The following is a 22,460-nucleotide window of genomic DNA, read 5'->3' as shown; positions in this document are numbered from 1 at the left end:
AGCGCTACGCGTTGGCGGGAGTGTTTACCTTCTTGGCAGGGGCGAGGTAGAACCTCAGCGTCAAGCCAATGTAGGTGAGCCATCCGGCTAGTTGTAGCCATGATGTTGTGGTGTCAAAGCCGATAGTTCCGGCCAAGAGCCCGGCAACGAGTGACTCCTTTGGCATCCATGAAGTGACATCCCAGACGAATGCATCGGGGGCCGGCAGAATTCCAAACTCTTGGAACTCATGAATTCCGTAGGAAAGAACTCCAGCTGCAACAACTACGAGAGCCACACCAGAGTAAGTGAAGAACTTTCCGAGATTGAGTTTGATAGAACTCTTATAGATCCCTATTCCAAGTCCTACAGCGAGGGCTAATCCGAGCACTAAGCCAAGAGTTGCAGTCGATACTGCTCCTGCGGTTTTAAAGTTAGTGTATAAAAAGAGCGATGTTTCCAGACCTTCTCTAGCAACAGCGAAGAACGCTGCAAGTGCGAGTGCGAGAGAACCCGCACCAATCGCTGATTCGGCCTTGTTTTGCAGTTCATTACGTAGTCCACGGGCAGCACGCTTCATCCAGAAGATCATCCAGGTAACAAAGCCAACAGCTATGAAAGAGGTTGTTCCTGCAAAAAGCTCTTCCCCGCGTGATGAAAGTTCAGTTGAGGTATAGGACAGGAATGCGCCAAAGGCGAGACTGGCAACAATCGCAACTGCCACACCACTCCAGAGTGCGCGCAAATGGCGCTGGCGCCCAGTCTTAACTAGGTAGGCAACCAAAATTCCGACTATGAGTGAAGCTTCCAGCCCTTCGCGAAGGGCGATTATGAATGTACTGAGCATGAATTGAGAATAATTGACTCCCGATATTTACGCAACTTATGTGTTGCGTAATTCATCACTCTTCAGCCGACTCCGAGGTGGGTTCAGCCTCGGGCAGCTCCAGGGCGACGGTCTCCAAAAGGGCTGCCTCAAGGACGGGAGCAGCTATCTCGGCCTGCCAGCGACGGGCGCCGAGTGCCTGCAACGCCTCCAGCACAGAGCTGTCTAGGGGAGGCGACCAACAGATGCGGCGCACGAGTTCCGGGCTAATCAGATTCTCAAGGGGGATCGAAAGCTCTTCGGCCTTGGCAGCAAGGTTAAAGCGAGCATGGGAGAGCGGGATGAATTTTTCAGGAAAACGTTCGCGCCAGAGTTTAATCGGCGGCAAGGTGTCGCTTTTAGAACGTGCTTCTGGCCACTGATCTTCTGGCAACTCCATTGCAGTGGTGATTGAGGCAATCCAGGTGGCTGCATTCTCTAACCAGCGCGCTCGCAGACCTAAGGGGCGCAGGATCTTCTCCAAATGTTTACGATTTGTAATAGGTGACTTCTCGGCATTCTGCGCCAACTCGGTTATCGCGGCATCAGATAACAATCGACTAGGTGAGACATCTGCGCCCCGCGCAATCTCATCACGGGCCTGCCATAACTCGCGCACTATCGCCATCTGCAGTCGCTTCTTAATTTTATGCATTCCAGAAGTGCGACGCCATGGATCGATACGAGGGGCCGGCGCAGGAGCAGAAATGATTGCGGCAAAATCTTCCTCGGCCCATTCCCATTTTTTTGCATCAACTAGGAGTGCGTGGACTTTATTGCGCAGCTCCACGAGAAGTTCCACATCAAGTGCTGCGTAGTTAAGCCATTCTTCGGGCAATGGGCGCTTAGACCAATCAGCTGCTGAATGTTCTTTGGCTAGCGATACTCCCATCAATGATTCCAAAAGTGGCCCTAGACCAACGCGAGCAAGGCCAGCAATACGTCCGCCAAGTTCGGTATCAAAGAGAATTTGTGGCTCTATGCCTAATTCACGCAGGCAAGGCAGATCTTGCGTGCTTGCATGCAAAATAACTTCTTCACTGGCAATCAAATTATTAAGTTCGGCAAAACAACGATGACCAGGACCAAATGGAATAGGGTCGATCAGATGTAAGCCGCCCCCTGTGCGTTTTATCTGAATCAAATATGCGCGCGCACTGTATTTAAAACCAGAGGCACGTTCGGCATCGAATGCATATGGTCCGACCCCTGTCGCAAGTGCGGCTAGCGCCGCATCAAATGCTTCCTCGGTTTCGATGATTGCTGGAACTCCTTCTGCGGGATGCAGTAAGGCGATAGCGGCCGGCGTCTGTTCTTCTTCAGGCACGACGTCTTGCTGAACCAATTGTGGCAACACCTTCTGGAAGCGGTGGCAATCCGGCGACTTCCGTCATGAGATTGCACCAGGCCTGCACGTGCGGAAAGATTTCTTCAATCTGAGAAAGAAGTGGAGTCCACGAAGCTCTGATCTCAATTTCGGAATCGCTATTGCGAGGAGATAACTTTCCAAAGGAGGCGCTGGAAACTCGAGTGACGGTTCCACTCGGTGCGTTGAATTGCGCGCCCGTTGCACCTAAGCAATCAAGTAACCAGTTCCAGCCAACTTCAGGCAGCAGCGGGTCTTCTTGCATTTCGCTATCAACGTCGGCTCGCATAAAAGTCACGCAGCGAAAGTCACCTTCCCAGGTTTCTTGTCCACCTGGTTCGTGTAAGACCACAAAGCGTCCTGATGCAATTTCATTCTCAGCATCACCCGTAAGGCCATTTGAAATATCTGCTGTGAATGCAAATGAGTATGTGGCCAACTTTTGTGGCGCCGGAACTTCCTCCAGAATAATCTCTGCTCGAGGAGTGAAGGTACGAAGAAGTTCAATCATTTCATTAAAGGCGATTGGCGACTTCACTGCTCAATTCTAAAGTTTGACCTGCGGTTTACCGGGGAGGCTAAGCCGATAGCCCGGTAGAGTCTGCCCTCATGGCCAGCATCCTCGCTCTCTTCTCGAGCGTTTTATGGGGAAGTGCCGATTATCACGCTGGCAGATTAAGTAAGAAATTTCCAACGATCGCAGTTCTAGCCGTTACTCAGGCAATTGGCTTTATTACTGGAGTTGTACTCGTTCTTGTCAGTCGCAGTTGGGATGCAGAGCCATTTGGAAGCGGGGGATATTTACTACCTGGAATGTGTGCCGGCATTTTTGGTTATCTCGGACTCATTTGTTTGTATGCCGGACTTGCAACTGGCCGAATGGGAGTTGTTTCACCCATTAGCTCCCTGAGCGCATTGATTCCACTTGGCTACGCGCTCTTCGTTAAAGGTGATCAGCTATCTACGATTGTCAGTATTGGGGTATTCATTGCCATGCTCGGTGGATTCCTGGCAAGTGGTCCGGAAGTTTCGCAAGGCCTTCCTTTAAAGCCAGTCCTCTTAGCCGTAAGTGCGGCCATCTTCTTTGGTAGTGCACTGGTCTGTATGGCAATTGGTTCCGAGAGCAGTGCGCTGATGACCATGACAACGATGCGCACTACGACCCTGCTTGTTGGGATCACACTCTTTCTTCGTTATCGCCACGTTGGTGGATTAGGCAAGCCTGAACTACCAGTGCTCATCTTTATCGGAGTCGCAGATTTTGTGGCGAATTTGCTGTTGGGGGTTGCGACAACCAAGGGGTTAGTCTCTATTGCAATGGTGCTTGGTGCGCTCTATCCGATAGCGACCTCGTTACTGGCCTTCTTATTTCTTCATGAGAGATTGCACAAGGTTCAGTATTTCGGAATAATTTTTGCAGTCCTAGGAGTTTGTATTATCTCCGTCTTTTAATTACTTCGATGCTGAGATGAATCTCGTCCCATCAATTACTTTCTCTTCCCGTGTTGTGAAGACTTCCAATAGCGCATCAATATCGACTCTCATTTCTCCGCCGGTGACGCTGGTAATACTCAGTTCCAGTTGGTCAATTTGGCCGGCGGCAATAAGTTCACTGATCATTGTTGCCCCGGCTTCAACATGAATACGAGGCCCAAAAGTCTCTATTGCTTTCACTAGCCCGGCTACCGGTGAAAGGTTCCATAGGTGAGCCAGTGGATTACTCGCTAATGGATTATCTAGTTGATGTGAAATCACCACTACCGGAACTGGAGTGCGAAGGTATGGCTCAGTGCGCGCAGTGTTGCCACCGATGAAGATGCAATCAGCTAATCTGCGATGTTCAAGAAATTGCGCGCGATCGGCGCCACTGGTGACCCCCTGCGAAGTTCCACCTTTTGTGGTCGAGCCATCTGCGCCTACTACCAGCGTTGCGATCACAGCCATGAGCGGAGAATATTCTTTTTCTCACACGATTATCATGGATATTCCACGCTTAAAATTGAAAATCAGCGATGAGGGGCATTAGCCTTTGAAACATGAACAAACCGATGAGCGCTGCCACATGGGGCACCTCTGTAGCCATTCTTCTCTCCATCATTCAGGCGCCCACCTCGCAGGCAGCCCAAACGCTGGCGCAAGTTCAGGCGCAGGTCATTAGATATGAAGAGGAAGCGACCTCTGCGGCAGAAGGTGCGCAAGAAGCGAAGGTTAAATTAAATTCACTCACCCGAAGCCTTGCCGGCATTCAGGCACAAGCGCAAATCCAAGCAAAGACGGTGGATGCGATTTCAAAGACTTTGGGTGCGATTGCTATCGATCAGTACAAATCTGGAACGATTAGTCAGAGCCTTGAACTGCTCTTCTCATCGGATCCTTCGCTCTATCTCTCATCTGCGGGCTCGCTAGAAGCAATCACGCGACAAAAAGGAATTCAGCTACGAAAGTTTCAATCAGCGGAACAGCAACTCAATGCCACCTCGCTCACAGTCAGTGATCGCCTAGCTCAGGTAAAGGCGTTGCAGAAAAAGTTGGCCGAGAAGAGCGCGCTAGCAACAGCCAAATTAGCTAAGGCAGAATCAATATTGGCAAAACTAAAGAAGGAGGATCGCGAGCGACTAGCGAGGTTGGCGCAAGAGCGTGAGGATGCCGACCAAGCTTCTTCGTTGAAAGCGGCAAGGAGTGCGGCCGGGGTATCAGGCCGTGCTGGGCTTGCAATTAAATTCGCTTTTAAACAAATTGGCGACAAGTACGTATTCGGTGCCGACGGGTTGACCTACTGGGATTGCTCAGGATTAACGATGCGCGCATACCAAACGGCCGGAGTTTCACTTCCACATTCTTCAGCGGCGCAATCTCGTATGGGTAAATCAATTCCTTTTAGTCAAAAGAAGCCAGGAGATTTAATGTTCTTCGGCAGGCCAGTCTCGCACGTTGGAATTTATCTAGGTGGCGGCAAGATGGTGCATGCACCTCGTTCCGGATCGCGTGTGAAAGTTGCAACGACCGATATGGGACGTAAGCGGCTGGTCGCAATACGCCGGTTCTAATGCTTGAAGATAAATTAGAACATCCACAAATACTCTGTATCACTAATGACTTTGGACCTCGTGCCGGAGGTATCGAAACTTTTATCATTGGATTAGTTCAGCGCTTGCCTAAGAACTCAGTCATTGTCTACACCGCATCCCAGGCGGGTTCTGCGCCCTTTGATGCGATGTGGCTACGTGATTATGGCGTTGAAGTGATTCGAGATCCTTCTAAGGTATTACTTCCATCGTTTCGGGTGGGAAGGAAGATAAGAAAGTTAGTTCGTGTGCGCGATATCAAATCTGTTTTCTTTGGCGCAGCCGCCCCCTTGGCACTTCTTGCCCCGGGACTTCGTAGAGTTGGGGTGAAGAAAATTGTTGCACTCACCCACGGACATGAAGTTTGGTGGTCCAGACTCTGGCCATTTTCAAGGGCGATTGCCCGCATTGGGCGCGAAGTTGACTCACTAACTTATCTAGGAGATTTCACGCGAGGAGAAATCGCCAAGGCGTTAGCTCCTGGCGATGTCGCAAAGCTAGTTCGTATTGCACCAGGAATCGACACAGATCATTTCACACCGCGTAGTGATGCCCGAGAACTTCGGGAAAGTTTAGGGCTTGGTAATAAGAGAGTAATTGTCAGCGTGGGGCGCCTGGTGCACCGAAAAGGACAAGATGTCTTGATTGCGGCGATGCCAGAGATCATCACATCTATTGCTGATGTGCACCTGCTCTTCATTGGCGAGGGACCATACAAAAAGGAACTTGAAAAACGGATAAAGAATTTGGGTTTAGAGAATCGAGTTACTTTCGTGGGTCGCGTTCAGCACTCGGAGCTACCGAGATACATCTGCGTGGGTGATGTCTTTGCTATGCCATCTCGTTCTCGCCTTGCTGGGCTTGAGGTTGAAGGACTTGGAATTGTTTACCTTGAAGCAAGTGCGTGTGGCTTGCCTGTCATTGGTGGAATTTCCGGGGGAGCACCTGATGCTATTTTGCAAGACGAAACGGGCTTCTCTGTCGATGGAACATCAGCACATGAGGTTGCCGAGGTGCTCGTGAAAGTACTTACAGATAATGAACTAGCGCAGAAACTAGGAATACGCGGACGGCAATGGATTATTGAACAGTGGCAATGGCAGATGTGGTCAGAGCGGTTTAATCAATTACTTAAGTGAGCCCGGCTACACGTGCTTTTTCAATCGCTTGCAGGCGACTATGCACATCTAATTTGCGATAGATGCTGGAAAGATGCGTCTTTAGCGTTGCCTCTGTGATGAATAGCGAAGAGGCAAGCTCTGCAACAGGGGCAGCCTTATGAAGTTGCGTAAGAATTTGTAGTTCGCGCTGCGATAAATCAAATTTATCCCGCTTTCGCTCTACTGTTTTCACAGTCTCACGAGCTGAGAAGGTAAGCGGTGCAACTAAAGAGTGATCTATTGCAGCCAGAATTTCAAGAAGTGGCGCAGATTTATTCAGATATGACGAGGCGCCAGCCTTCATGGCAGCGAGAAGAAAGTCATCGTGTTCATTGAGTGTCAAAACTATGATTGCAATCGTCTGTGAAATCGAACGTGCCCAAGAAACAATCTCTAAACCACTTCCATCGGGTAAGTTGATATCAACAACAATCACATCGGGATTAACTTTAGCCATTTGTGCAAACGCCTCTGACTTTGATGCCGCTTGAAATATGGTGAAATCTTCTCGTCTTTCTAACGCGGCACAGATACCTGCTCGAACGATGGCGTGGTCATCAATGACCAGAACTCGTGTTGATGTGCTCATACCGAGATTGAAATATGAGTGCCGCCTCTATCTTCAATGATCCAGCTTCCGTTGAGAGCACGAATTCGTTCTGTGATTCCTTGTAGCCCCCAGCGGTTTTCTTTCATCACAGCGCCACCATTTCCGTTGTCACTTATCTCTAGACATGTGTGATTATTGACCCAGTAGAGATTAATGAGAATGAGGGTAGCCCCAGAGTGGACAACGATATTTCGAAGGATCTCTGCCGCCACTGCCAATAGCTCACCCTGCGCTGAGGAATCAACGGCAACAGCTTGAACGTCAAATGAAATTTCAATTCCACTACAAATCTCTTGTGCACATTTCTGCAGCTGAAGGTGGAAAGGTTCTGCAGAGTCTTTTCGCAGCTCAAGAATCTCATTGCGAACTTTGATGATGAGAGAATCAATATGTAAACGTGAGGCTCGAACCTGATTTCGTGAGAGTTCACTTAACTGCGAGTCTGACAGGATGAGATCGAGCTGATAGCCCAATCCCACTAAATCCTGGGCGATGCCATCATGTAACTCCCGAGCAACTCGTAACTGCTCAGAAGTATGGGCGTTCACAAATTACTTCGTAAAGAGCGCTGAAATTTCCGCAGCAAATTGCTGGGCGATGATATGACGCTTAAGCGAAAGCTTTGCTGTGAGCTGCCCACCTGCAATAGTGAAATCAACCGGCAGAATTGTAAACTTACGAATGGATTCAGCCTTGGAGACAGCCTTATTTGCTTCATCAACTGCGGTTTGAATGACAGCAATTAAATCGGGATCATTTCGTAGCGTTTCAATAGTTGCGCCAGCTTTAGCATTGGCTGCAATCCAGCCTTTGAGCATATCTTGATCAATAGTTATCAGAGATGCGATGAATGGTTGGTTATCACCGACAACCATGCACTGACTGACCAGTGGATGAGCGCGCAGGCGATCTTCAAGCACAGCCGGTGCGACATTCTTACCGCCGGCAGTCACAATGATTTCTTTCTTGCGCCCGGTGATATAGAGATAGCCATCCTCATCTAGGCGACCAAGGTCGCCAGATCTAAACCAAGCACCATCAAAGACTTCACCATTTGCCTCATCGTTCTGCCAGTATCCGCGCATCACGATTGGTCCGCTGATTAGAACTTCACCATCATCTGCAATCTTGATCGAAGTTCCAGGAATTGGTTTACCGACAGAACCCACGCGAAGAGAGTGAGTGAGATTTAACGTAGCTCCAGCAGTTGTTTCAGTGAGTCCGTAACCCTCTAGAACTGTAATCCCTGCTCCCCGATAGAAGTGCCCGAGTCGTTCACCGAGTGGTGCACCACCTGAGATAGCGGCTTCAACTGCGCCACCCATACCAGCACGAATCTTTGAAAATACAAGCTTGTCGAAGAGAGCGTGCTTAAGAGTAAGTAGCGGATTAAACCCACCTTTATCTTGTGCTTGGCTATATGCGATTGCAACATCGGCAGCTTTTCTAAATATCTTTCCCTTGCCTGCAGCCTCTGCCCGGGCTTCGGCGCCGTTGTAAATCTTTTCAAAGATGCGAGGCACAGCAAGTACGAAGGTTGGCTTAAAGGATGCTAAATCTTGCGGCAGCCGGCCTACCGGATCACTGCAATGTGCCAGGTGAAGTCCGGCATGGATGGAACCAATTTGAACCATTCGACCAAAGACGTGTGCGACCGGCAAGAAGAGCAGAGTGGAGCCACCTGGCTTCTTAAAGAGATCACTTGCCGCTTCTACGACATTTCCACATTCGGCTAGAAAGTTTGAGTGAGTAATTTGCACACCTTTTGGACGCCCAGTTGTTCCAGATGTATAAATTAGGGTTGCAAGTGTGGTTGGTTCTAACGAACTTCTACGTCGTTGGATTTCTTCATCAGTAATATGCGCACCTGAATTACGCAGACCCGAAAGGACATCTTCTGTCATCACCCAGATATGTTTTGTGTGAGCCGGAAGAACGGGCGTCACAAACTCTTTCAAGAGTGGAGTTTCAACGATGAGACCAACAGCTCCAGAGTCTTCTAGAATCCATTGCACTTGTTCGGCAGAGGATGTTTCATAGATAGGAACTACCGAGCCACCGGCATACCAAATTGCAAAATCTAAGACGGTCCATTCATAACGCGTACGTGCCATGATTGCCACGCGATCTCCAACGGCTATTCCGGCAGCAACTAAACCTTTTGCAGTTGAGCGAATCTCCGCTTCCAGCTCTAGCGCAGTCATTGGTTGCCAACCATCGCCAAGCGGGCGCGAGATTGTGATTCGCTCTGGTTCGGTTCTTGCACGGTCGGCGATGAGATCAGTGAGGTTTCCACTGGTTGCAGCGGGAATAATGGCGGGCGTGGCGACTAAATTCATGGCTCTAACGCTATCTGGGTCAGGCATAGATTGGAAAGATTCAATTCAAATAATTGATAGCCTTCGGCCATGCCTGAGAAAAGCTCTTCCACGATAGTCATTGAGGCTCCACTTGCCGACGTACAGGCGGCCCTCTTTGATATTGCCACCTATCCAGAGTGGCTTACCTCTATTAAGAAATCTGATGTTGTGGAAAGCGATGACCAGGGCAGGGCGCTCAAAGCCAAGCTCTCCATCGATGCGGGCATGATGAAAGATCGGGTCACTCTCGATTATGACTGGAGCGCGGCGCCTGCCAGTCTCTCGTTCACCATGGATGAAGCCGATCTCCTCACGCAAATGGATGGCACTTATTTCATTAAGGCCTTAGATGAGGATTCAACGCAGGTAACCTACGAACTCACTGTCGCAGTCTCGCTTCCTGTGCCAGCAATGATGATTACCAAAGCGCAACAACAGACGATTGATGCAGCCCTTAAAGAGTTAGCCGCGCGAGTTTCCTAGATGGGTTACACGGTAGGAATCGACATCGGCGGAACGAAAGTTCTTGGTGGAGTTGTTGATGAGACAGGTGCAATCATCAGACGGGCACGCAGAGATACACCTGCCGAAGGTGGCAAAGCTCTCACGCAAGCCATTGCAGATGTCGCACTAGAGCTCATGAAAGATTCAGAGATTGAATCCGTCGGAGTCTCTGTTGCCGGCTTTATCTCGGCAGATCGCAAGACAATTCTGGCCACGCCAAATATTAAAGATTGGAATGGGGTCAATCTTGATTACGAACTCACCTCGCGTATTGGTTTGCCGGTAGTCATTGAAAATGATGCCAACTCCGCAGCCTGGGGTGAATTTAAGTTTGGTGCGGGTCGCGGTAAAGAAAATATTTTAATGCTCACCGTTGGAACCGGAATCGGTGGTGGAATCGTAGTAAATAGCAATCTCCATCGTGGATCATTTGGAATTGCGGCAGAGATTGGTCATTTGCGAATTGTGCCAAACGGCCTGCTCTGTGGCTGCGGTGCACATGGATGCTTTGAGCAATATGGTTCAGGGACCGCACTTCTTCGCCATGGACGCGACGCAATACAGGCACATCCTGATCGCGCCAGCAATATTCTTAAACGTGGTGATGGTTCGATTGAAGGAGTGAATGGCAGTGCAATCACTGAAGCTGCGCGCGATGGCGATGAACTTGCACTCTCGATTTTTCAGACAACGGGAGATTATTTAGGAGCGGGTATCGCATCCCTTGCTGTCATTCTTGATCCAGAAGCGGTAGTTATTGGCGGGGGAGTAATTGATGCGGGAGATATTCTGCTCAATCCGATTCGCACCGGGATGGAGAAGTACATGCCTTTTGCAGGTAAACATCCGCATCCGCAAGTAGTTGCTGCACAGTTGGGTAATGAGGCTGGATTAGTCGGAGTTGCCAACCTTGCGCGCAGCTAGAGCGCCCGGCTGGACGTTTTACACAATAGAAGAGATTCGCGGTAAATTACTGCGGTGAACAACCTTCCTTACGGAACGCTCCGTGCGTTCCTGACTCCCTTCTTGATGTTGTTGTTCAGACCAAAGGTAAAGGGTCTACGTAACGTTCCAGTTTCCGGACCCCTAATTCTTGCCTCTAACCATCTCTCCTTTAGCGATTCCATCTTCATGCCCTTAGTTGTTCCACGTAAAGTAACTTTCCTTGCTAAGAGTGAATACTTCACATCCCCTGGTCCTAAAGGATTCATTAAGAAGCTGACCTTTATCGCACTTGGGCAAGTACCAGTAGATCGCTCGGGTGGACGGCGCAGTGAGGCTGCCCTGATTACTGGACTGCAAGTGCTTTCGGCCGGCAACTCACTGGGAATTTATCCAGAAGGAACTAGGTCTCCTGATGGTCGCTTATATAAGGGCCGCACCGGAATTGCCCGCTTGGCAATTGAATCTGGCGCACCAGTGATTCCAATCGCAATGTTTAATACCGACAAGATCCAACCGACGGGAAAAGTTGTTCCCAAGGTGATGCGGGTAGGAATTACGTTTGGCGAGCCGATGTATTTTGAAGGCGATTCAACTGACCTTCAATATTTACGCGAAGTCACAGATCAAATCATGAAGCGAATTCAACAGCTCTCTGGGCAAGAATATGCTGACACCTATGCAGTGAAAGTGAAGAAGTCTAAAGTCAAGGACGAAAATAGCGAAGAGAGCGATTAATCGATCTGCAGCTCTGAACGCTTATGTAAGTAGTTACAAACATTGCACTCCGCACCGGAATCGGGCATCCCACCTTCGATTGTTGAAATGAGCTCTTCCAGAAGTGCGGTAAATGTTGCCGTGTCACGTTCGACTGGAACATAGTGTTGGTTAACTCCGAAGCCGTGAGAATTCGAGGCAAGTTCACTTGCAGATGTCTCTGTTACTCCAGCTAGCTTCCAAATCAGCAGCCCCATGGAGGTGACAGGAAATGGCTTTCCCTTATCTGGGTTCTCTAGCGCATGTGCATATGCTTCAAGTTGCGGGGCATAAAACGGCCCATTATCGCGATCTGAATCAGAGACCTTGCAATCAATAATTCCAACAGTGCCATCTTCGTAATGACCCAAGAGGTCATAAATTCCCAATATCTTCCAACGTGTTTCAAAGCCATTGATTTTTATAGGAGCACTCTTTACCCACTGCCCCCATTGCTTTACTACACCGGGCTTTAACGTGGGAGAAATATCTGGCATTGATGCGCGCCGGAAATGCTCTTCCTGCGAATCTGCCAAAGGCTTTACAAGTGGAAATTCTTTCTTCAAATCGAATTTAAACCAGTACTTAAGCCAGAGACATCGTTTGCACGTTGATAATCCGAAGGTGAGATCAGATGGAGCAATCGTGTCGCGGGCAGGAACCTCTGGTTTATTCATAGCGACATTCTCTCGCTAGGAACTGACAACTGCGCTGATCAGCACGAGTATTCCAAGCACAATCATGACGAGCCCACCGGTTGCACGTAAGCCCTCAAGGCGCCGGGCATCAGTTGCCAACCACTGCCTGGCAGTTCCGGCAAGTAATCCCCAAGTGCTATCAGAGATAAATGCCAGCACGCAGAAGACCAAGCCCATGAAGAGAAGTTGCGCCGTCACATTGCCACCATCGATATCAACAAATTGGGGAAGGACAGCGGCGAAGAAGACGATTGCCTTTGGATTGAGAACACCGACCCAGAATCCATCACGAATCGATTGCCCCACACTTGGCACACGCGGTCCTTGGTTGGTCATATCAGCTGCGTGCTCAGAACGTTTTCTAATGGCATCGATGCCCAGATAGATTAGATAGAGCCCGCCACCCCATTGCACTGCCAGATAGGCAAGATCGGAGCGAGCAAGGATTGGACCTAGTCCCAAGGCGACAAGTGTCGATAAGACAAATGAGCCCGAGACATTTCCGGCCACAGTTAAGACGGCCACCTTGCGCCCCCAGGAGATGGCGCGAGCTATGACAAATAGGACGCTGGGCCCTGGTGCCAGGATGATGATGATGGCGGCCACGATGTATTCAGGCAGGCGCGTTGGAATCACCGGCCCAGGGTAGCGCCAGGGGCGGTGTGTCGATTTGCGATTGGCGCCTGACTCCAGTTAAATACCGTCTAGATATATCGTTACGATATATACATCGGTTATAACCATTCGGAGGCAGGAAATGCGATCACGCGCAGATTCACTGGAGTTTGCCCTGCTTGGGCTGCTCTCAGATTCTGCGTTACATGGTTATGAGCTGCGTAAGCGCCTGATGACGATCTTTGGCCCCTTTCGGGCGCTCTCGTTCTCAGTTCTCTACCCGCAACTCAAACGCATGGTGATTGCCCAAAGCATTGAAGCGAAAGAGGTAGGTGTGACATCACGTCGCACCCGCATCGTCTACACAATTACTGAAAAAGGTCTTAAGCGTTTTGCTGAACTCAATGGTTCTGTGACTGCAGAAGCTTGGGAAGATGAAGGCTTTGGAGTGCGCTTTGCATTCTTTAGCCCGACCACAATGAATAACCGGGTAAGAATTTTGGAGGGGCGCTTGCGTCGCCTTCAAGATAAGGCAGAGGCGCTGCGTATTGATCTTCAGGCGCAACCTCTGGGGATAGATAAGTATCTCGAAGAGTGGCGACGCTTTTCACTCGAGTCACTCGAGCGCGAGATTTCATGGTTAGAAACAATGATTAAGAGTGAAGGGAAAGTAAAGTGAATATAAAGACCGGAACTGGAGACATTCGCGTTGCGATTGTTGGAGTTGGAAACTGTGCCAACTCGCTCGTGCAAGGTGTTACCTATTACAAGGATGCAGCGATAGATCAGGAAATTCCTGGCCTTATGCATGCAGTAATCGGCAACTACCACATCAACAATGTTAAATTCGTCGCAGCCTTCGACGTTGATGCCAAAAAAGTAGGTCTTGATCTCGCTGACGCTATCTGGGCAAGTGAAAACAACACCATTAAATTCTCTGATGTCGCCAAGACTGGCGTCACAGTACAACGTGGAGTCACTCTCGATGGACTCGGAAAGTATTACAAAGAGACTATCGCCGAATCCACTGCTGCTGCAGTTGATGTCGTGGCTACTCTTAAAGAGGAAGCTGTCGATGTTCTCATTTGTTACCTTCCCGTGGGCTCAGAAGAGGCTGCAAAGTTCTATGCTCAATGTGCCATCGATGCGGGTTGTGCATTTGTGAATGCGCTACCGGTCTTTATTGCATCCGATCCAGTATGGGCTAAGAAGTTTGAAGATGCCGGCATTCCTATCGTGGGCGATGACATCAAGAGCCAGGTCGGTGCCACAATCACCCACCGAATTATGGCCAAGCTATTTCAAGATCGTGGAGTTCACCTTGATCGCACCTACCAGCTTAACGTGGGTGGAAATATGGACTTTAAAAATATGCTGGAACGCGATCGTCTTGAATCAAAGAAGATCTCAAAGACCAACTCAGTTACTTCTCAGCTAGATCACGACATGGGTGCAAAGAATGTACACATCGGTCCATCTGATTACATTCCATGGCTTGATGACCGCAAGTGGGCCTATGTCCGTCTTGAAGGTCGCGCCTTTGGCGATGTTCCTTTGAACCTAGAATACAAACTTGAAGTATGGGACTCTCCCAACTCAGCAGGCGTGATTATTGATGCGCTGCGCTGCGCCAAGCTTGGTCTTGATCGCAAGATTGGGGGAGCTCTCCTTGCTCCATCTTCATATTTCATGAAGACTCCACCAATTCAATACACAGATGAACAAGCTCACACAGCGGTCGAAGAATTCATTTCGGCGGTACTTGTTAAAAAATAAATCTACATAAAAAACCCCGGGTTCTGAGTAATCAGAGCCTGGGGTTTTCTTTCTTGCCCTTCTCGCTTTAAGATGCCTCAATGAGTGAAATCACCAGCACCCGCATAGGCCAGACCCAGGTAATTCGCTTCAATCGCCCCGAGAAGATGAATGCAATCACTCGCGATATGTATGCCGGGTTAACATCTGCACTCAATGACGCTGCCGGAGATTTCGGCGTTCGCACAGTTGTCATCACCAGCGAAGGCGATCATTTCACCGCGGGAAATGACATTAAAGACTTCATGGCTAACCCGCCAACGGAGGAATCATCGGATGTCGCACGATTCTTAGCATCTCTCCTTGAATTCCCAAAGCCACTGATCGCTGCGGTGAAAGGTAATGCCGTTGGAGTAGGAACGACGATGCTCTTACATTGCGACATCGTCATTGCGTCACCAAATACTAGCTTTTCCATGCCATTTACCTCACTTGGTTTAGTCCCGGAAGCAGGCTCCACAAAGTTATTTCCTGAACTCGTGGGATATCAACGAGCTGCTCGAATCTTTATGACAGGTGATCCATTTACTGCAGATGAAGCTAAAGAGATGGGACTTGTTGAAACCATTACTTCAGATCCAGAAAAAGTCGCAATGGAGATTGCAGAGCAGATAGGACAACAACCACCACAAGCAATCATCAATACCAAAGCCTTGATGAAGGCCGGTAAGCATGATGCGGTGGCGGCGGTAATGAAGGCAGAGTTTCAGATTTTCGCACTTGCGTTGCAATCTGAAGAGGCGGCAGATGCCTTTATGAAGTTCATGTCCAAGAAGAGTAAATAGGGGAGTCTGTAATGTCACTTCAGGGAAAACGTATATTTGTTACTGGCGGCTCGCGCGGTATTGGCCTAGCTATCGCGCTGCGAGCTGCTGCAGACGGTGCTCTTGTAGCAATTGCAGCAAAGACATCCGATCCAAATCCGAAGTTGCCTGGAACGATTCATTCGGCAGCCGAGGAGATTCGGGCCGCTGGCGGCACAGCCCTACCTATCCAGTGCGACCTACGTGATGAGAATCAGATTGCAGATGCAGTTGCCCAAGCTGCCAAGGAATTTGGTGGCATAGATATTCTGATCAACAATGCCAGTGCGATTAATCTGACTCGCACCGAAGATACTCCAGCAAAGCGATTTGATCTTATGTTTGACGTCAATGTGAGAGGCACCTTCCTTACATCCCAAGCCGCGCTACCGCACCTTCGTGAATCAGCTGAAGCTGGGCGTAATCCACACATTCTCACCTTGTCGCCTCCACTTTCTATGAAAGCTAAGTGGTTTAAGAACCATGTTGCATACACGATGGCTAAATATGGAATGAGTATGTGTGTTCTTGGTATGGCCGAAGAGTTTAAGCGAGACGGAATTGCCGTTAACGCGCTCTGGCCGCGCACCGCAATCGATACCGCCGCCCTGCAAATGATTCCTGGAGTAGATACCGCAGCTTGTCGCACCCCACAAATACTTTCTGATACTGCCTACATAATTCTGAATCGCAATTCAAAGGAATGTACTGGCAACTTCTTCGTCGATGATGAAGTTCTGGCAGCTGAAGGAATTACAGATCTTGAGAAGTATTCAGTCGTTCCTGGAACGAAAGACTTCTTACTCGATTTCTTCTTAGACTGAGCAAATATTGGTTAGGTAATCTAAACTCGCCTACATGAACCTGGAACTCAACGGCACCAACGTTATCGATGAGAGTGAGCGTGGCGGTAAAGCGTCCTCACTCTTCTGGCCTTGGTGTGGGGCGAACGTTTCTTTGCTTGCTCTTTCTTACGGCTCCTTCTTCTTAGGCTTTGGCATCTCTTTCTGGCAGGCAACGGTTGCAGCGGTTCTAGGAACAGTTCTTTCATTCCTGCTTGTCGGTGTAAGTTCACTTGCTGGCAAGAAATCAAATGCACCAACGATGGTGCTCTCTAGAGCTGCCTTTGGAGTGAAGGGCAACCTGCTACCGGGCCTGCTCTCCTACTTAATCTTTGTTGGTTGGGAGACAGTTCTTGTCTCTCTTGCAACGTTAGCTACCGGCACAGTGTTCGTGCGAGTTGGCCATCTCGATCGCGACACTGCGATGATTCTTGGTTTTGCAATAGCAGTCGCACTTACTGTCTCAGCCGGGGTGCTCGGCTTTGGTGTGATCATGAAACTTCAGCGCTATCTAACGATCATAACGATTGCCATGACCTGCGTATACATCGCGCTGACAATCAACAAAGTTGATTGGAGTCTTGTGACATCTATGAAAGCCGGAAGCGTGCAGGGCTTTATTGGAGCACTGATTTTCGGTGCCACCGGAATAGGTTTGGGTTGGGTGAACTCTGCCGCTGACTATTCACGCTACCTGCCCAGGACCGTCTCCAGCAGAAGCGTTATCGGCTGGACCGTCTTTGGCGCATCAGTGGTCCCAATTATCCTGGTTATTTTTGGTGCCGCCCTCTCTGCTAGTAGTGAAGATCTGGCGGGTGCGATTGCCAGTGATCCCATCGGCGCACTGACAACTATTTTGCCAACCTGGTATTTGATTGTCTTTGCGCTGGTAGCAATCCTTGGCTTGGTTGGGGGAGCGATTCTTAATCTCTACTCATCTGGATTAACTCTTATTTCACTTGGTCTACCTGTGAAACGACATGTTGCAGCTTCACTTGATGCCATCATCATGCTTGCTGGGGCTATCTATTTTGTCTGGGTCGCAGATGATTTCTTCTATCCGTTTCAGGGATTTCTCATCACGCTAGGTGTTCCTATTGCGGCATGGTCTGCAATATTTGTCACCGATGTATTGCTGCGAAAGCGCTATGACCAGAATGATCTCTATCGAATAGAAGGTCGATATGGTGCCTGGAATTTCACATCAATTGGCATATTGGTTATTGCGACCATCGTTGGCTGGGGATTTGTCACAAATGGTTTTGCTAGTTGGCTTACTTGGCAGGGCTATTTCTTGGGTGCACTTGGTGGCAAAGAGGGGCAGTGGGCATATGCAAATCTGGGAGTCTTCTTTGCCCTCGTTATTGGCTTTTTTGGATATGCATTAATCGCTCGAAAAACTATCGTGCGACAGGAGAGCGTTTAAGCCAGAGGAGTCCGAGAAGGCCAGAGATAAGAGCTGCGATAAAGAGTCCCATTCGAACCTGGCTAAGTTCCACATCAGATTTCACTGTAATTTCGGCGATCACCATAGACACGGTGAGGCCCATGCCAGATAGGAAGCCAATTCCGATGATGTCCGTGAGTTGGACATTTCTCGGATATTTAAGAGATGTTATATTCACAAGTAACCAGGCGGTCAAAGATATGCCGAGAACTTTTCCAACAACTCTGGCGGCGATAATTGAAAGTGAGACTGCAGATGTTGCCTGGGAGAAATCCAACTGGGCTAATAAATTGATGATGATATAGACAGGAATGATGAAGAAGGTTACGACAGGGGAGAGAACTTTGATGAGTTGGGTGGGATAAGGAAGTAGGTAACCAATTGCGGCCGCGCCTAAGGTGTAGATAAAACTTTCTAGGCGCAGCTCAGATTTAAAGAACATTCCGATTACCACCAGCGAGAAGAAGTCATCAGCAATCGCGAGAGTCAGAAGGAAGAACCGCACCTCAGGTTTAATCCGTTTTCCAAGGAGTGAGAGAGCACCTAAAGCCAGTGCTACGTCTGTAGGCATAGAAACTGCCCAAGCGGGCGAGTCTGGATTGAGGGAGATGAAAATAATCGCGGGCGCCAACATTCCGCCAAAAGCACAGATCGCGGGAAGAATTACATCCTTAGGTTTTTCAAGCCCATGTCGGATTTCAAGTCCAATTAATAGAAAGAAGATGAAAGTCAGGATGTGCGAGAGCATGCTTAGATTCTAATGTATTTGCCGACGTTAATCAGGAACCTGTCGAATAAAAGTAGATGGAGATAGGCATAAGGTCTAACGCATACACCCATTTGATAGGAGTTTTTTGTGAAGAAGTTTCTCTCCGTTTTAATCCTCGGTTTGCTCGTAGTAAGTAGTAGTAGCGCATCAGCTCTAACACAGGTAAAGGTAACCCCGCAGTTTAAAATCAATAAGAAGAACCCGATAGTCACGATTAAGGTCGCTGGACTTCCACTAGATCACGGAATCTATATCTCCCAATGCATGGCTCCTAAAAAGGCTGGAGATTTGCCAACGGCATGTAATCCTTCGACTGCTTCCAAGCTCTGGATCTCAAGTGTCGCCGCTGATCAGAAAATGGGAGCGAAGTCCGGAAAATCAAAATTGACGATGAAGCTGGATAAGTATTTCGATAAGGGTGATTGCATTCACACAACATGTGTCCTCTTTGTTACAAGCGATCACAACGCATCAGATGATCGCAGTGAAGACCAAGCTCTCAAAATTAAATTTGACGGCCTTCTTCCCTTCTAGCATCTTGAGCTAGCGCTCGGAGTCCAGCTAACGAATATTTCTGTGCGTTACGGATTTCGAGCGCTGATTCATGCCCAGATTCGATTCTAGTTGCGGCGACATCAATGGTGTTCTGCAGATAACTCATTGCACCTCGAATATCATCAAGACCCATCTGTTCAAGTGGGGCAGCGATAGATGCCATGAGATTTCTATGGCCTTGAGCAATTTCTCCTCGACGAAATTCGGGTATAGCAGCGCTGTTCAAACTCTTAACAAGTAAGTGTCGACCATCAATGACATATTCAAGTGATTCTGCAATCCACAGTTCGATGTATCGATAAGGGTCCTGGACATCTTTCACCGCTGTCATTAGACGTTCTTGATAGATGGAGAGCTCTTCCATGACTAAGTCCGCAACTAAATCCGCTGAGGATGAGAAATATTCATAGACCGAAGATCGAGCAATGCCCGCCTTCTTAGCTACTGCGGCTACTGTTATAGACGATGCTCCGTCTTTAAGCGCGATTGAAAGAGCAGAGTCAATAATCTGACTCTGGCGCATCTTGCGTTGCTCTAGAATCGTCCGAGCTTGAATCTTTGGAGACATGTCGCAATTCTTCTATGAGCGGACACTTGGTGCCACTGGAAATGATGTGATGTTGGAAATAGAAAACCCCGCCATCTTTGGCGGGGTTTTCCTATTACAATCTCTTAGATGTCGTAGTAGAGCTCGAACTCAGCTGGATGTGGACGCAAGCGAACATAATCAACTTCATTCTTACGCTTCCACTCAATCCAGGTTGAGATGAGGTCTTCGGTGAAGACGCCACCCTTGGTGAGGAACTCGTGATCCTTTTCCAGGCTGTTAAGAACAGCATCAAGTGAACCTGGAACTTGAGGAATAGAGGCAGCTTCTTCGCCCTCTAGTTCATAGAGATCCTTATCAACTGGAGCAGGTGGTTCAATTTTGTTCACGATTCCATCGATACCAGCCATGAGCATCGCAGCAAATGCGAGATATGGATTAGATGATGGATCTGGGCAACGGAACTCAACGCGCTTAGCCTTTGGTGATGACCCGGTAATCGGAATACGGATACAGGCAGAACGGTTACGAGCTGAGTAAACAAGATTTACAGGCGCTTCATAACCTGGAACCAGGCGACGATATGAGTTCACAGTTGGGTTGGTGAAGGCAAGTAGTGATGGGGCGTGCTTGAGAAGTCCGCCGATATACCAACGCGCCATGTCTGAAAGATCGCCATATGTGCCAGCTTCAAAGAACAGTGGCTTTCCATCTTTCCAGAGTGATTGATGAACGTGCATACCAGAACCGTTATCTCCAAAGAGTGGCTTTGGCATGAAGGTGGCGGTCTTACCACCTTCCCAAGCAACGTTGCGAATAATGTATTTGAACTTCATCAGCTCATCGCCAGCAGAGAGAATGTCGGTGAAGCGATAGTTAATCTCCATCTGTCCGGCAGTTCCCACTTCGTGGTGTGAACGCTCGACCTGAAGACCTGCGCGACCAAGTTCCATCACCATTTCATCTCGAAGGTCTGCAAATTGATCTGTTGGTGAGACTGGGAAGTAACCGCCCTTAACGCGTGTGCGATAGCCACGGTTAGGTGTTCCATCTGGATCGGCAATGATGCCGGTATTCCAAGAACCTTCATATGAATCGATGTGGTGGTAAGCCTCGTTAATGCCAGTCTTAAAACGCACTGCATCAAAGACGTAGAACTCAGCCTCTGGTGCAAAGAATGCCTGATCTGCAATACCAGTTGACTTCAAGTAATCAACAGCCTTCTTCACTACACCACGTGGGTCGCGTGAGTATGGAGTGTTATCAGAAGGGTTGTGAACAGAGAAGATAATGACGAGAGTCTTCTCAAGACGGAATGGATCGATAAATGCTGATTCTGGGACAGGGAGCAACTTCATATCTGACTCATGGATTGATTGGAATCCGCGAATCGATGAACCATCGAACATCAGTCCTTCGGTAAAGACAGCTTCATCAAATGATTCAACTGGAACGTTGAAGTGATGCTGGATACCAGGAAGGTCGGTGAAGCGAACATCAACAAGTTTCACATCTTCCTTCTTGATGTATGCAAAAATTTCGGTTGAATTCTTAAACATAGTTACTCCCATTTAAGGCTAGTGATTGCCCAGCGAAATCGTCTTTGCGAGCTCAACTCTGAGTGCGCCTGATGGAGTGAAGGTTAGTTCCGTTGCGTAAAAATGTCATATTCCCTGTGTTACAGCCGTGTTACATCACACTAGGCTTGCGCCCATGACTCAGAAGGATTATCCGCGTGTGAGCCAAGGCCGTCGCCTTATGGGCATCACCATCGATTGGCTTGCCTGCTATGCCATAGCCCTTGGCTTCTTTGCCGGGTCAGGCACTTTGGCCGATCGAGTTCCTAACGCTCGAATTCCGCTCCTGATTCTGCTCTTCGCTGAGTACTCACTCTTGATCGCACTCACCGGAGCATCCTTTGGCCATCGTTTAGTGGGGCTTAAGGTCGTTCGCTATTCGGATGCTGGACCAGTAACGCCCATACAAGCTCTCATTAGAACGGCGCTTCTTTTGCCACTGGTTACCGCGATCACTTTCGATGAAAACGGTCGAGGGATTAATGAGAGATTTTCTAATACTGTTTTGGTGCGTAGTAGATAGCTGATTGCAATGTCGAAAATAGCTGCGCTTCTGAAAGCATCACACTTTGGTCCCACCGTACTTGTCACAACGATTGCCTTCTTCTTCGCCCAGTATTACTGGTGGGAGGGTCCGGCTTATCTCATAGCCTTTGGAGTTTTCTTAGGTCAGCTCATTGTTGGCTGGAGCAATGACCTATATGACTATCAGGATGATCTCTCACATCAGCGAATAAAGAAGCCACTCGTTGCCCAGGCTATTTCTTATAACGCACTTCGCAAGTGGACCTTCTGGATGATTCCATCTGCTTTCTTTGCAAATCTTTTTGGCCCACTGGGCATAAAAGGCGGCCTGGTGTACATGTTGGGAATCGCATGCGGAGTTGGATACAACTTCTACTTTAAGTTCACAGCCCTTTCTCCGCTTCCTTACGCAGTTGCATTTGCGGCGCTTCCTTCATGCATTGCGATATCGAAGGAGATTACGCCGCCACTGTGGATGTGGCTTGGGGGAGCGATCTTTGGCGTCGCAGCACATTTCATTAATGTGTTAAAGGATATGAAGAAAGATCAGCAAAGCGGAATTCGTGGCCTGCCACAAAGACTAGGTAGCGTTGGCTCAATTATTGCAGCTGCAGCTCTGATTATTGCTGGAGTTCTTCTACTTCTTGACTCCCGCTAGGG

Annotated in this window: 26 protein-coding genes; 14 read left to right on the top strand and 12 right to left on the bottom strand. The window is 48.8% G+C overall.

Annotated elements, in window-relative coordinates; genetic code table 11:
* Window positions 1-4: 4 nt before the first annotated feature.
* Genes efeU through A1sIIB142_RS03800 form a run of 3 tightly spaced genes read right to left on the bottom strand, consistent with a single transcriptional unit; the run spans window position 5 to window position 2,748 of the window.
* Window positions 5-826 (bottom strand): iron uptake transporter permease EfeU, encoded by an 822-nt coding sequence (gene efeU, locus A1sIIB142_RS03810; RefSeq protein ID WP_095684803.1) that lies wholly within the window; start codon window positions 824-826, stop codon window positions 5-7.
* Between the two features lie 55 nt (window positions 827-881).
* The gene (locus A1sIIB142_RS03805) at window positions 882-2,189 is read right to left on the bottom strand and encodes an HRDC domain-containing protein (RefSeq protein ID WP_223299164.1); all 1,308 of its coding nucleotides are present in this window, start codon (window positions 2,187-2,189) and stop codon (window positions 882-884) included.
* Window positions 2,164-2,748: a DUF3000 domain-containing protein gene (locus A1sIIB142_RS03800; protein ID WP_223298119.1), complete on the bottom strand. Its 585-nt coding sequence runs from the start codon at window positions 2,746-2,748 to the stop codon at window positions 2,164-2,166. Before A1sIIB142_RS03800 ends, A1sIIB142_RS03805 begins: the two co-directional genes overlap by 26 nt.
* A gap of 71 nt (window positions 2,749-2,819) precedes the next feature.
* Here A1sIIB142_RS03800 and A1sIIB142_RS03795 point away from each other — a divergent pair, with 71 nt between their 5' ends.
* Window positions 2,820-3,662, top strand: a complete 843-nt coding sequence (locus tag A1sIIB142_RS03795; protein WP_095693744.1) for a DMT family transporter — start codon at window positions 2,820-2,822, stop codon at window positions 3,660-3,662.
* Here the strand turns inward: A1sIIB142_RS03795 and A1sIIB142_RS03790 are convergent, their stop codons facing one another.
* A complete protein-coding gene (locus A1sIIB142_RS03790) occupies window positions 3,663-4,154 on the bottom strand; it encodes a dihydrofolate reductase family protein (protein WP_095693743.1) in 492 nt (163 codons plus the stop codon). It lies immediately after the preceding gene.
* A gap of 92 nt (window positions 4,155-4,246) precedes the next feature.
* Here A1sIIB142_RS03790 and A1sIIB142_RS03785 point away from each other — a divergent pair, with 92 nt between their 5' ends.
* Together A1sIIB142_RS03785 and A1sIIB142_RS03780 are read left to right on the top strand one after the other, a co-directional pair.
* On the top strand, window positions 4,247-5,257 hold the full coding sequence (locus A1sIIB142_RS03785) for a C40 family peptidase (protein WP_223299163.1): 1,011 nt from the start codon (window positions 4,247-4,249) through the stop codon (window positions 5,255-5,257).
* Window positions 5,257-6,414, top strand: coding sequence for a glycosyltransferase family 4 protein (locus tag A1sIIB142_RS03780; RefSeq protein WP_095693741.1), 1,158 nt, complete (start codon window positions 5,257-5,259; stop codon window positions 6,412-6,414). Before A1sIIB142_RS03785 ends, A1sIIB142_RS03780 begins: the two co-directional genes overlap by 1 nt.
* Here A1sIIB142_RS03780 and A1sIIB142_RS03775 read toward each other — a convergent pair.
* The 3 genes from A1sIIB142_RS03775 to A1sIIB142_RS03765 are packed head-to-tail and all read right to left on the bottom strand — an operon-like array spanning window position 6,407 to window position 9,384.
* Window positions 6,407-7,024: a response regulator transcription factor gene (locus A1sIIB142_RS03775; RefSeq protein ID WP_095693740.1), complete on the bottom strand. Its 618-nt coding sequence runs from the start codon at window positions 7,022-7,024 to the stop codon at window positions 6,407-6,409. The genes A1sIIB142_RS03780 and A1sIIB142_RS03775 overlap by 8 nt on opposite strands.
* Complete coding sequence (locus tag A1sIIB142_RS03770) at window positions 7,021-7,593, bottom strand: sensor histidine kinase (protein ID WP_095693739.1); 573 nt, start codon at window positions 7,591-7,593, stop codon at window positions 7,021-7,023. The genes A1sIIB142_RS03775 and A1sIIB142_RS03770 overlap by 4 nt, the downstream gene beginning before the upstream one ends.
* Window positions 7,594-7,596: 3 nt before the next feature.
* The gene (locus tag A1sIIB142_RS03765) at window positions 7,597-9,384 is read right to left on the bottom strand and encodes an AMP-dependent synthetase/ligase (RefSeq protein ID WP_095694145.1); all 1,788 of its coding nucleotides are present in this window, start codon (window positions 9,382-9,384) and stop codon (window positions 7,597-7,599) included.
* A gap of 69 nt (window positions 9,385-9,453) precedes the next feature.
* Here A1sIIB142_RS03765 and A1sIIB142_RS03760 point away from each other — a divergent pair, with 69 nt between their 5' ends.
* From A1sIIB142_RS03760 to A1sIIB142_RS03750, 3 genes are read left to right on the top strand one after another with little or no spacing between them, the layout of a single operon-like run.
* Window positions 9,454-9,888: an SRPBCC family protein gene (locus A1sIIB142_RS03760; protein ID WP_095693738.1), complete on the top strand. Its 435-nt coding sequence runs from the start codon at window positions 9,454-9,456 to the stop codon at window positions 9,886-9,888.
* Complete coding sequence (locus A1sIIB142_RS03755) at window positions 9,889-10,833, top strand: ROK family glucokinase (protein ID WP_095693737.1); 945 nt, start codon at window positions 9,889-9,891, stop codon at window positions 10,831-10,833.
* A gap of 54 nt (window positions 10,834-10,887) precedes the next feature.
* Complete coding sequence (locus A1sIIB142_RS03750) at window positions 10,888-11,589, top strand: lysophospholipid acyltransferase family protein (protein ID WP_223298318.1); 702 nt, start codon at window positions 10,888-10,890, stop codon at window positions 11,587-11,589.
* On the opposite strand, the gene A1sIIB142_RS03745 is transcribed toward A1sIIB142_RS03750, so the two are convergent.
* Together A1sIIB142_RS03745 and A1sIIB142_RS03740 are read right to left on the bottom strand one after the other, a co-directional pair.
* On the bottom strand, window positions 11,586-12,284 hold the full coding sequence (locus tag A1sIIB142_RS03745) for a PD-(D/E)XK nuclease family protein (RefSeq protein ID WP_095693736.1): 699 nt from the start codon (window positions 12,282-12,284) through the stop codon (window positions 11,586-11,588). The two genes, A1sIIB142_RS03750 and A1sIIB142_RS03745, sit on opposite strands and share 4 nt — an antisense overlap.
* Window positions 12,285-12,299: 15 nt before the next feature.
* Window positions 12,300-12,941: a LysE family translocator gene (locus tag A1sIIB142_RS03740; protein ID WP_095684793.1), complete on the bottom strand. Its 642-nt coding sequence runs from the start codon at window positions 12,939-12,941 to the stop codon at window positions 12,300-12,302.
* A 121-nt stretch (window positions 12,942-13,062) separates the two neighbouring features.
* Between A1sIIB142_RS03740 and A1sIIB142_RS03735 the strand changes: the two genes are divergently transcribed.
* The 5 genes from A1sIIB142_RS03735 (at window position 13,063) to A1sIIB142_RS03715 (ending at window position 17,806) form a co-directional block, all read left to right on the top strand.
* Window positions 13,063-13,599 (top strand): PadR family transcriptional regulator, encoded by a 537-nt coding sequence (locus A1sIIB142_RS03735; protein WP_095693735.1) that lies wholly within the window; start codon window positions 13,063-13,065, stop codon window positions 13,597-13,599.
* A complete protein-coding gene (locus tag A1sIIB142_RS03730; RefSeq protein ID WP_095693734.1) occupies window positions 13,596-14,696 on the top strand; it encodes an inositol-3-phosphate synthase in 1,101 nt (366 codons plus the stop codon). The genes A1sIIB142_RS03735 and A1sIIB142_RS03730 overlap by 4 nt, the downstream gene beginning before the upstream one ends.
* An 80-nt stretch (window positions 14,697-14,776) precedes the next feature.
* Window positions 14,777-15,520, top strand: coding sequence for an enoyl-CoA hydratase (locus A1sIIB142_RS03725; protein WP_095693733.1), 744 nt, complete (start codon window positions 14,777-14,779; stop codon window positions 15,518-15,520).
* Between the two features lie 11 nt (window positions 15,521-15,531).
* On the top strand, window positions 15,532-16,362 hold the full coding sequence (locus A1sIIB142_RS03720; RefSeq protein WP_095693732.1) for an SDR family oxidoreductase: 831 nt from the start codon (window positions 15,532-15,534) through the stop codon (window positions 16,360-16,362).
* Window positions 16,363-16,396: 34 nt separating this feature from the next.
* The gene (locus A1sIIB142_RS03715) at window positions 16,397-17,806 is read left to right on the top strand and encodes a purine-cytosine permease family protein (protein WP_095693731.1); all 1,410 of its coding nucleotides are present in this window, start codon (window positions 16,397-16,399) and stop codon (window positions 17,804-17,806) included.
* Here the strand turns inward: A1sIIB142_RS03715 and A1sIIB142_RS03710 are convergent.
* Window positions 17,781-18,575: a Na+/H+ antiporter NhaA gene (locus A1sIIB142_RS03710; protein WP_095693730.1), complete on the bottom strand. Its 795-nt coding sequence runs from the start codon at window positions 18,573-18,575 to the stop codon at window positions 17,781-17,783. The two genes, A1sIIB142_RS03715 and A1sIIB142_RS03710, sit on opposite strands and share 26 nt — an antisense overlap.
* 108 nt (window positions 18,576-18,683) lie before the next feature.
* On the opposite strand from A1sIIB142_RS03710, the gene A1sIIB142_RS03705 reads away from it, so the two are divergent.
* Window positions 18,684-19,130, top strand: a complete 447-nt coding sequence (locus tag A1sIIB142_RS03705) for a hypothetical protein (RefSeq protein ID WP_095693729.1) — start codon at window positions 18,684-18,686, stop codon at window positions 19,128-19,130.
* On the opposite strand, the gene A1sIIB142_RS03700 is transcribed toward A1sIIB142_RS03705, so the two are convergent.
* Window positions 19,102-19,719 (bottom strand): TetR/AcrR family transcriptional regulator, encoded by a 618-nt coding sequence (locus A1sIIB142_RS03700; RefSeq protein ID WP_095693728.1) that lies wholly within the window; start codon window positions 19,717-19,719, stop codon window positions 19,102-19,104. The two genes, A1sIIB142_RS03705 and A1sIIB142_RS03700, sit on opposite strands and share 29 nt — an antisense overlap.
* A gap of 104 nt (window positions 19,720-19,823) precedes the next feature.
* A complete protein-coding gene (gene glnA, locus A1sIIB142_RS03695; RefSeq protein WP_095693727.1) occupies window positions 19,824-21,257 on the bottom strand; it encodes a type I glutamate--ammonia ligase in 1,434 nt (477 codons plus the stop codon).
* A gap of 154 nt (window positions 21,258-21,411) precedes the next feature.
* Between glnA and A1sIIB142_RS03690 the strand changes: the two genes are divergently transcribed.
* Both A1sIIB142_RS03690 and A1sIIB142_RS03685 read left to right on the top strand, forming a co-directional pair.
* Window positions 21,412-21,798, top strand: coding sequence for an RDD family protein (locus A1sIIB142_RS03690; protein WP_095693726.1), 387 nt, complete (start codon window positions 21,412-21,414; stop codon window positions 21,796-21,798).
* A 9-nt stretch (window positions 21,799-21,807) separates the two neighbouring features.
* Window positions 21,808-22,458: a UbiA family prenyltransferase gene (locus tag A1sIIB142_RS03685; protein WP_095693725.1), complete on the top strand. Its 651-nt coding sequence runs from the start codon at window positions 21,808-21,810 to the stop codon at window positions 22,456-22,458.
* Window positions 22,459-22,460: the final 2 nt, after the last annotated feature.

Source organism: Candidatus Planktophila versatilis (genome assembly GCF_002288345.1).
In the GTDB taxonomy this organism is placed as follows: Bacteria; Actinomycetota; Actinomycetes; order Nanopelagicales; family Nanopelagicaceae; genus Planktophila; species Planktophila versatilis_A.
This window is presented reverse-complemented; position numbering and strand designations above follow the sequence as displayed.

Coding starts and splice junctions, on each gene's coding strand:
- efeU (WP_095684803.1), bottom strand. CDS start 826: ATGCTCAGTACATTCATAATCGCCCTTCGCGAAGGGCTGGAAGCTTCA.
- A1sIIB142_RS03790 (WP_095693743.1), bottom strand. CDS start 4,154: ATGGCTGTGATCGCAACGCTGGTAGTAGGCGCAGATGGCTCGACCACA.
- A1sIIB142_RS03745 (WP_095693736.1), bottom strand. CDS start 12,284: ATGAATAAACCAGAGGTTCCTGCCCGCGACACGATTGCTCCATCTGAT.
- A1sIIB142_RS03700 (WP_095693728.1), bottom strand. CDS start 19,719: ATGTCTCCAAAGATTCAAGCTCGGACGATTCTAGAGCAACGCAAGATG.
- A1sIIB142_RS03795 (WP_095693744.1), top strand. CDS start 2,820: ATGGCCAGCATCCTCGCTCTCTTCTCGAGCGTTTTATGGGGAAGTGCC.
- A1sIIB142_RS03785 (WP_223299163.1), top strand. CDS start 4,247: ATGAACAAACCGATGAGCGCTGCCACATGGGGCACCTCTGTAGCCATT.
- A1sIIB142_RS03760 (WP_095693738.1), top strand. CDS start 9,454: ATGCCTGAGAAAAGCTCTTCCACGATAGTCATTGAGGCTCCACTTGCC.
- glnA (WP_095693727.1), bottom strand. CDS start 21,257: ATGTTTAAGAATTCAACCGAAATTTTTGCATACATCAAGAAGGAAGAT.
- A1sIIB142_RS03715 (WP_095693731.1), top strand. CDS start 16,397: ATGAACCTGGAACTCAACGGCACCAACGTTATCGATGAGAGTGAGCGT.
- A1sIIB142_RS03725 (WP_095693733.1), top strand. CDS start 14,777: ATGAGTGAAATCACCAGCACCCGCATAGGCCAGACCCAGGTAATTCGC.
- A1sIIB142_RS03690 (WP_095693726.1), top strand. CDS start 21,412: ATGACTCAGAAGGATTATCCGCGTGTGAGCCAAGGCCGTCGCCTTATG.
- A1sIIB142_RS03780 (WP_095693741.1), top strand. CDS start 5,257: ATGCTTGAAGATAAATTAGAACATCCACAAATACTCTGTATCACTAAT.
- A1sIIB142_RS03735 (WP_095693735.1), top strand. CDS start 13,063: ATGCGATCACGCGCAGATTCACTGGAGTTTGCCCTGCTTGGGCTGCTC.
- A1sIIB142_RS03710 (WP_095693730.1), bottom strand. CDS start 18,575: ATGCTCTCGCACATCCTGACTTTCATCTTCTTTCTATTAATTGGACTT.
- A1sIIB142_RS03775 (WP_095693740.1), bottom strand. CDS start 7,024: ATGAGCACATCAACACGAGTTCTGGTCATTGATGACCACGCCATCGTT.
- A1sIIB142_RS03685 (WP_095693725.1), top strand. CDS start 21,808: ATGTCGAAAATAGCTGCGCTTCTGAAAGCATCACACTTTGGTCCCACC.
- A1sIIB142_RS03765 (WP_095694145.1), bottom strand. CDS start 9,384: ATGAATTTAGTCGCCACGCCCGCCATTATTCCCGCTGCAACCAGTGGA.
- A1sIIB142_RS03720 (WP_095693732.1), top strand. CDS start 15,532: ATGTCACTTCAGGGAAAACGTATATTTGTTACTGGCGGCTCGCGCGGT.
- A1sIIB142_RS03755 (WP_095693737.1), top strand. CDS start 9,889: ATGGGTTACACGGTAGGAATCGACATCGGCGGAACGAAAGTTCTTGGT.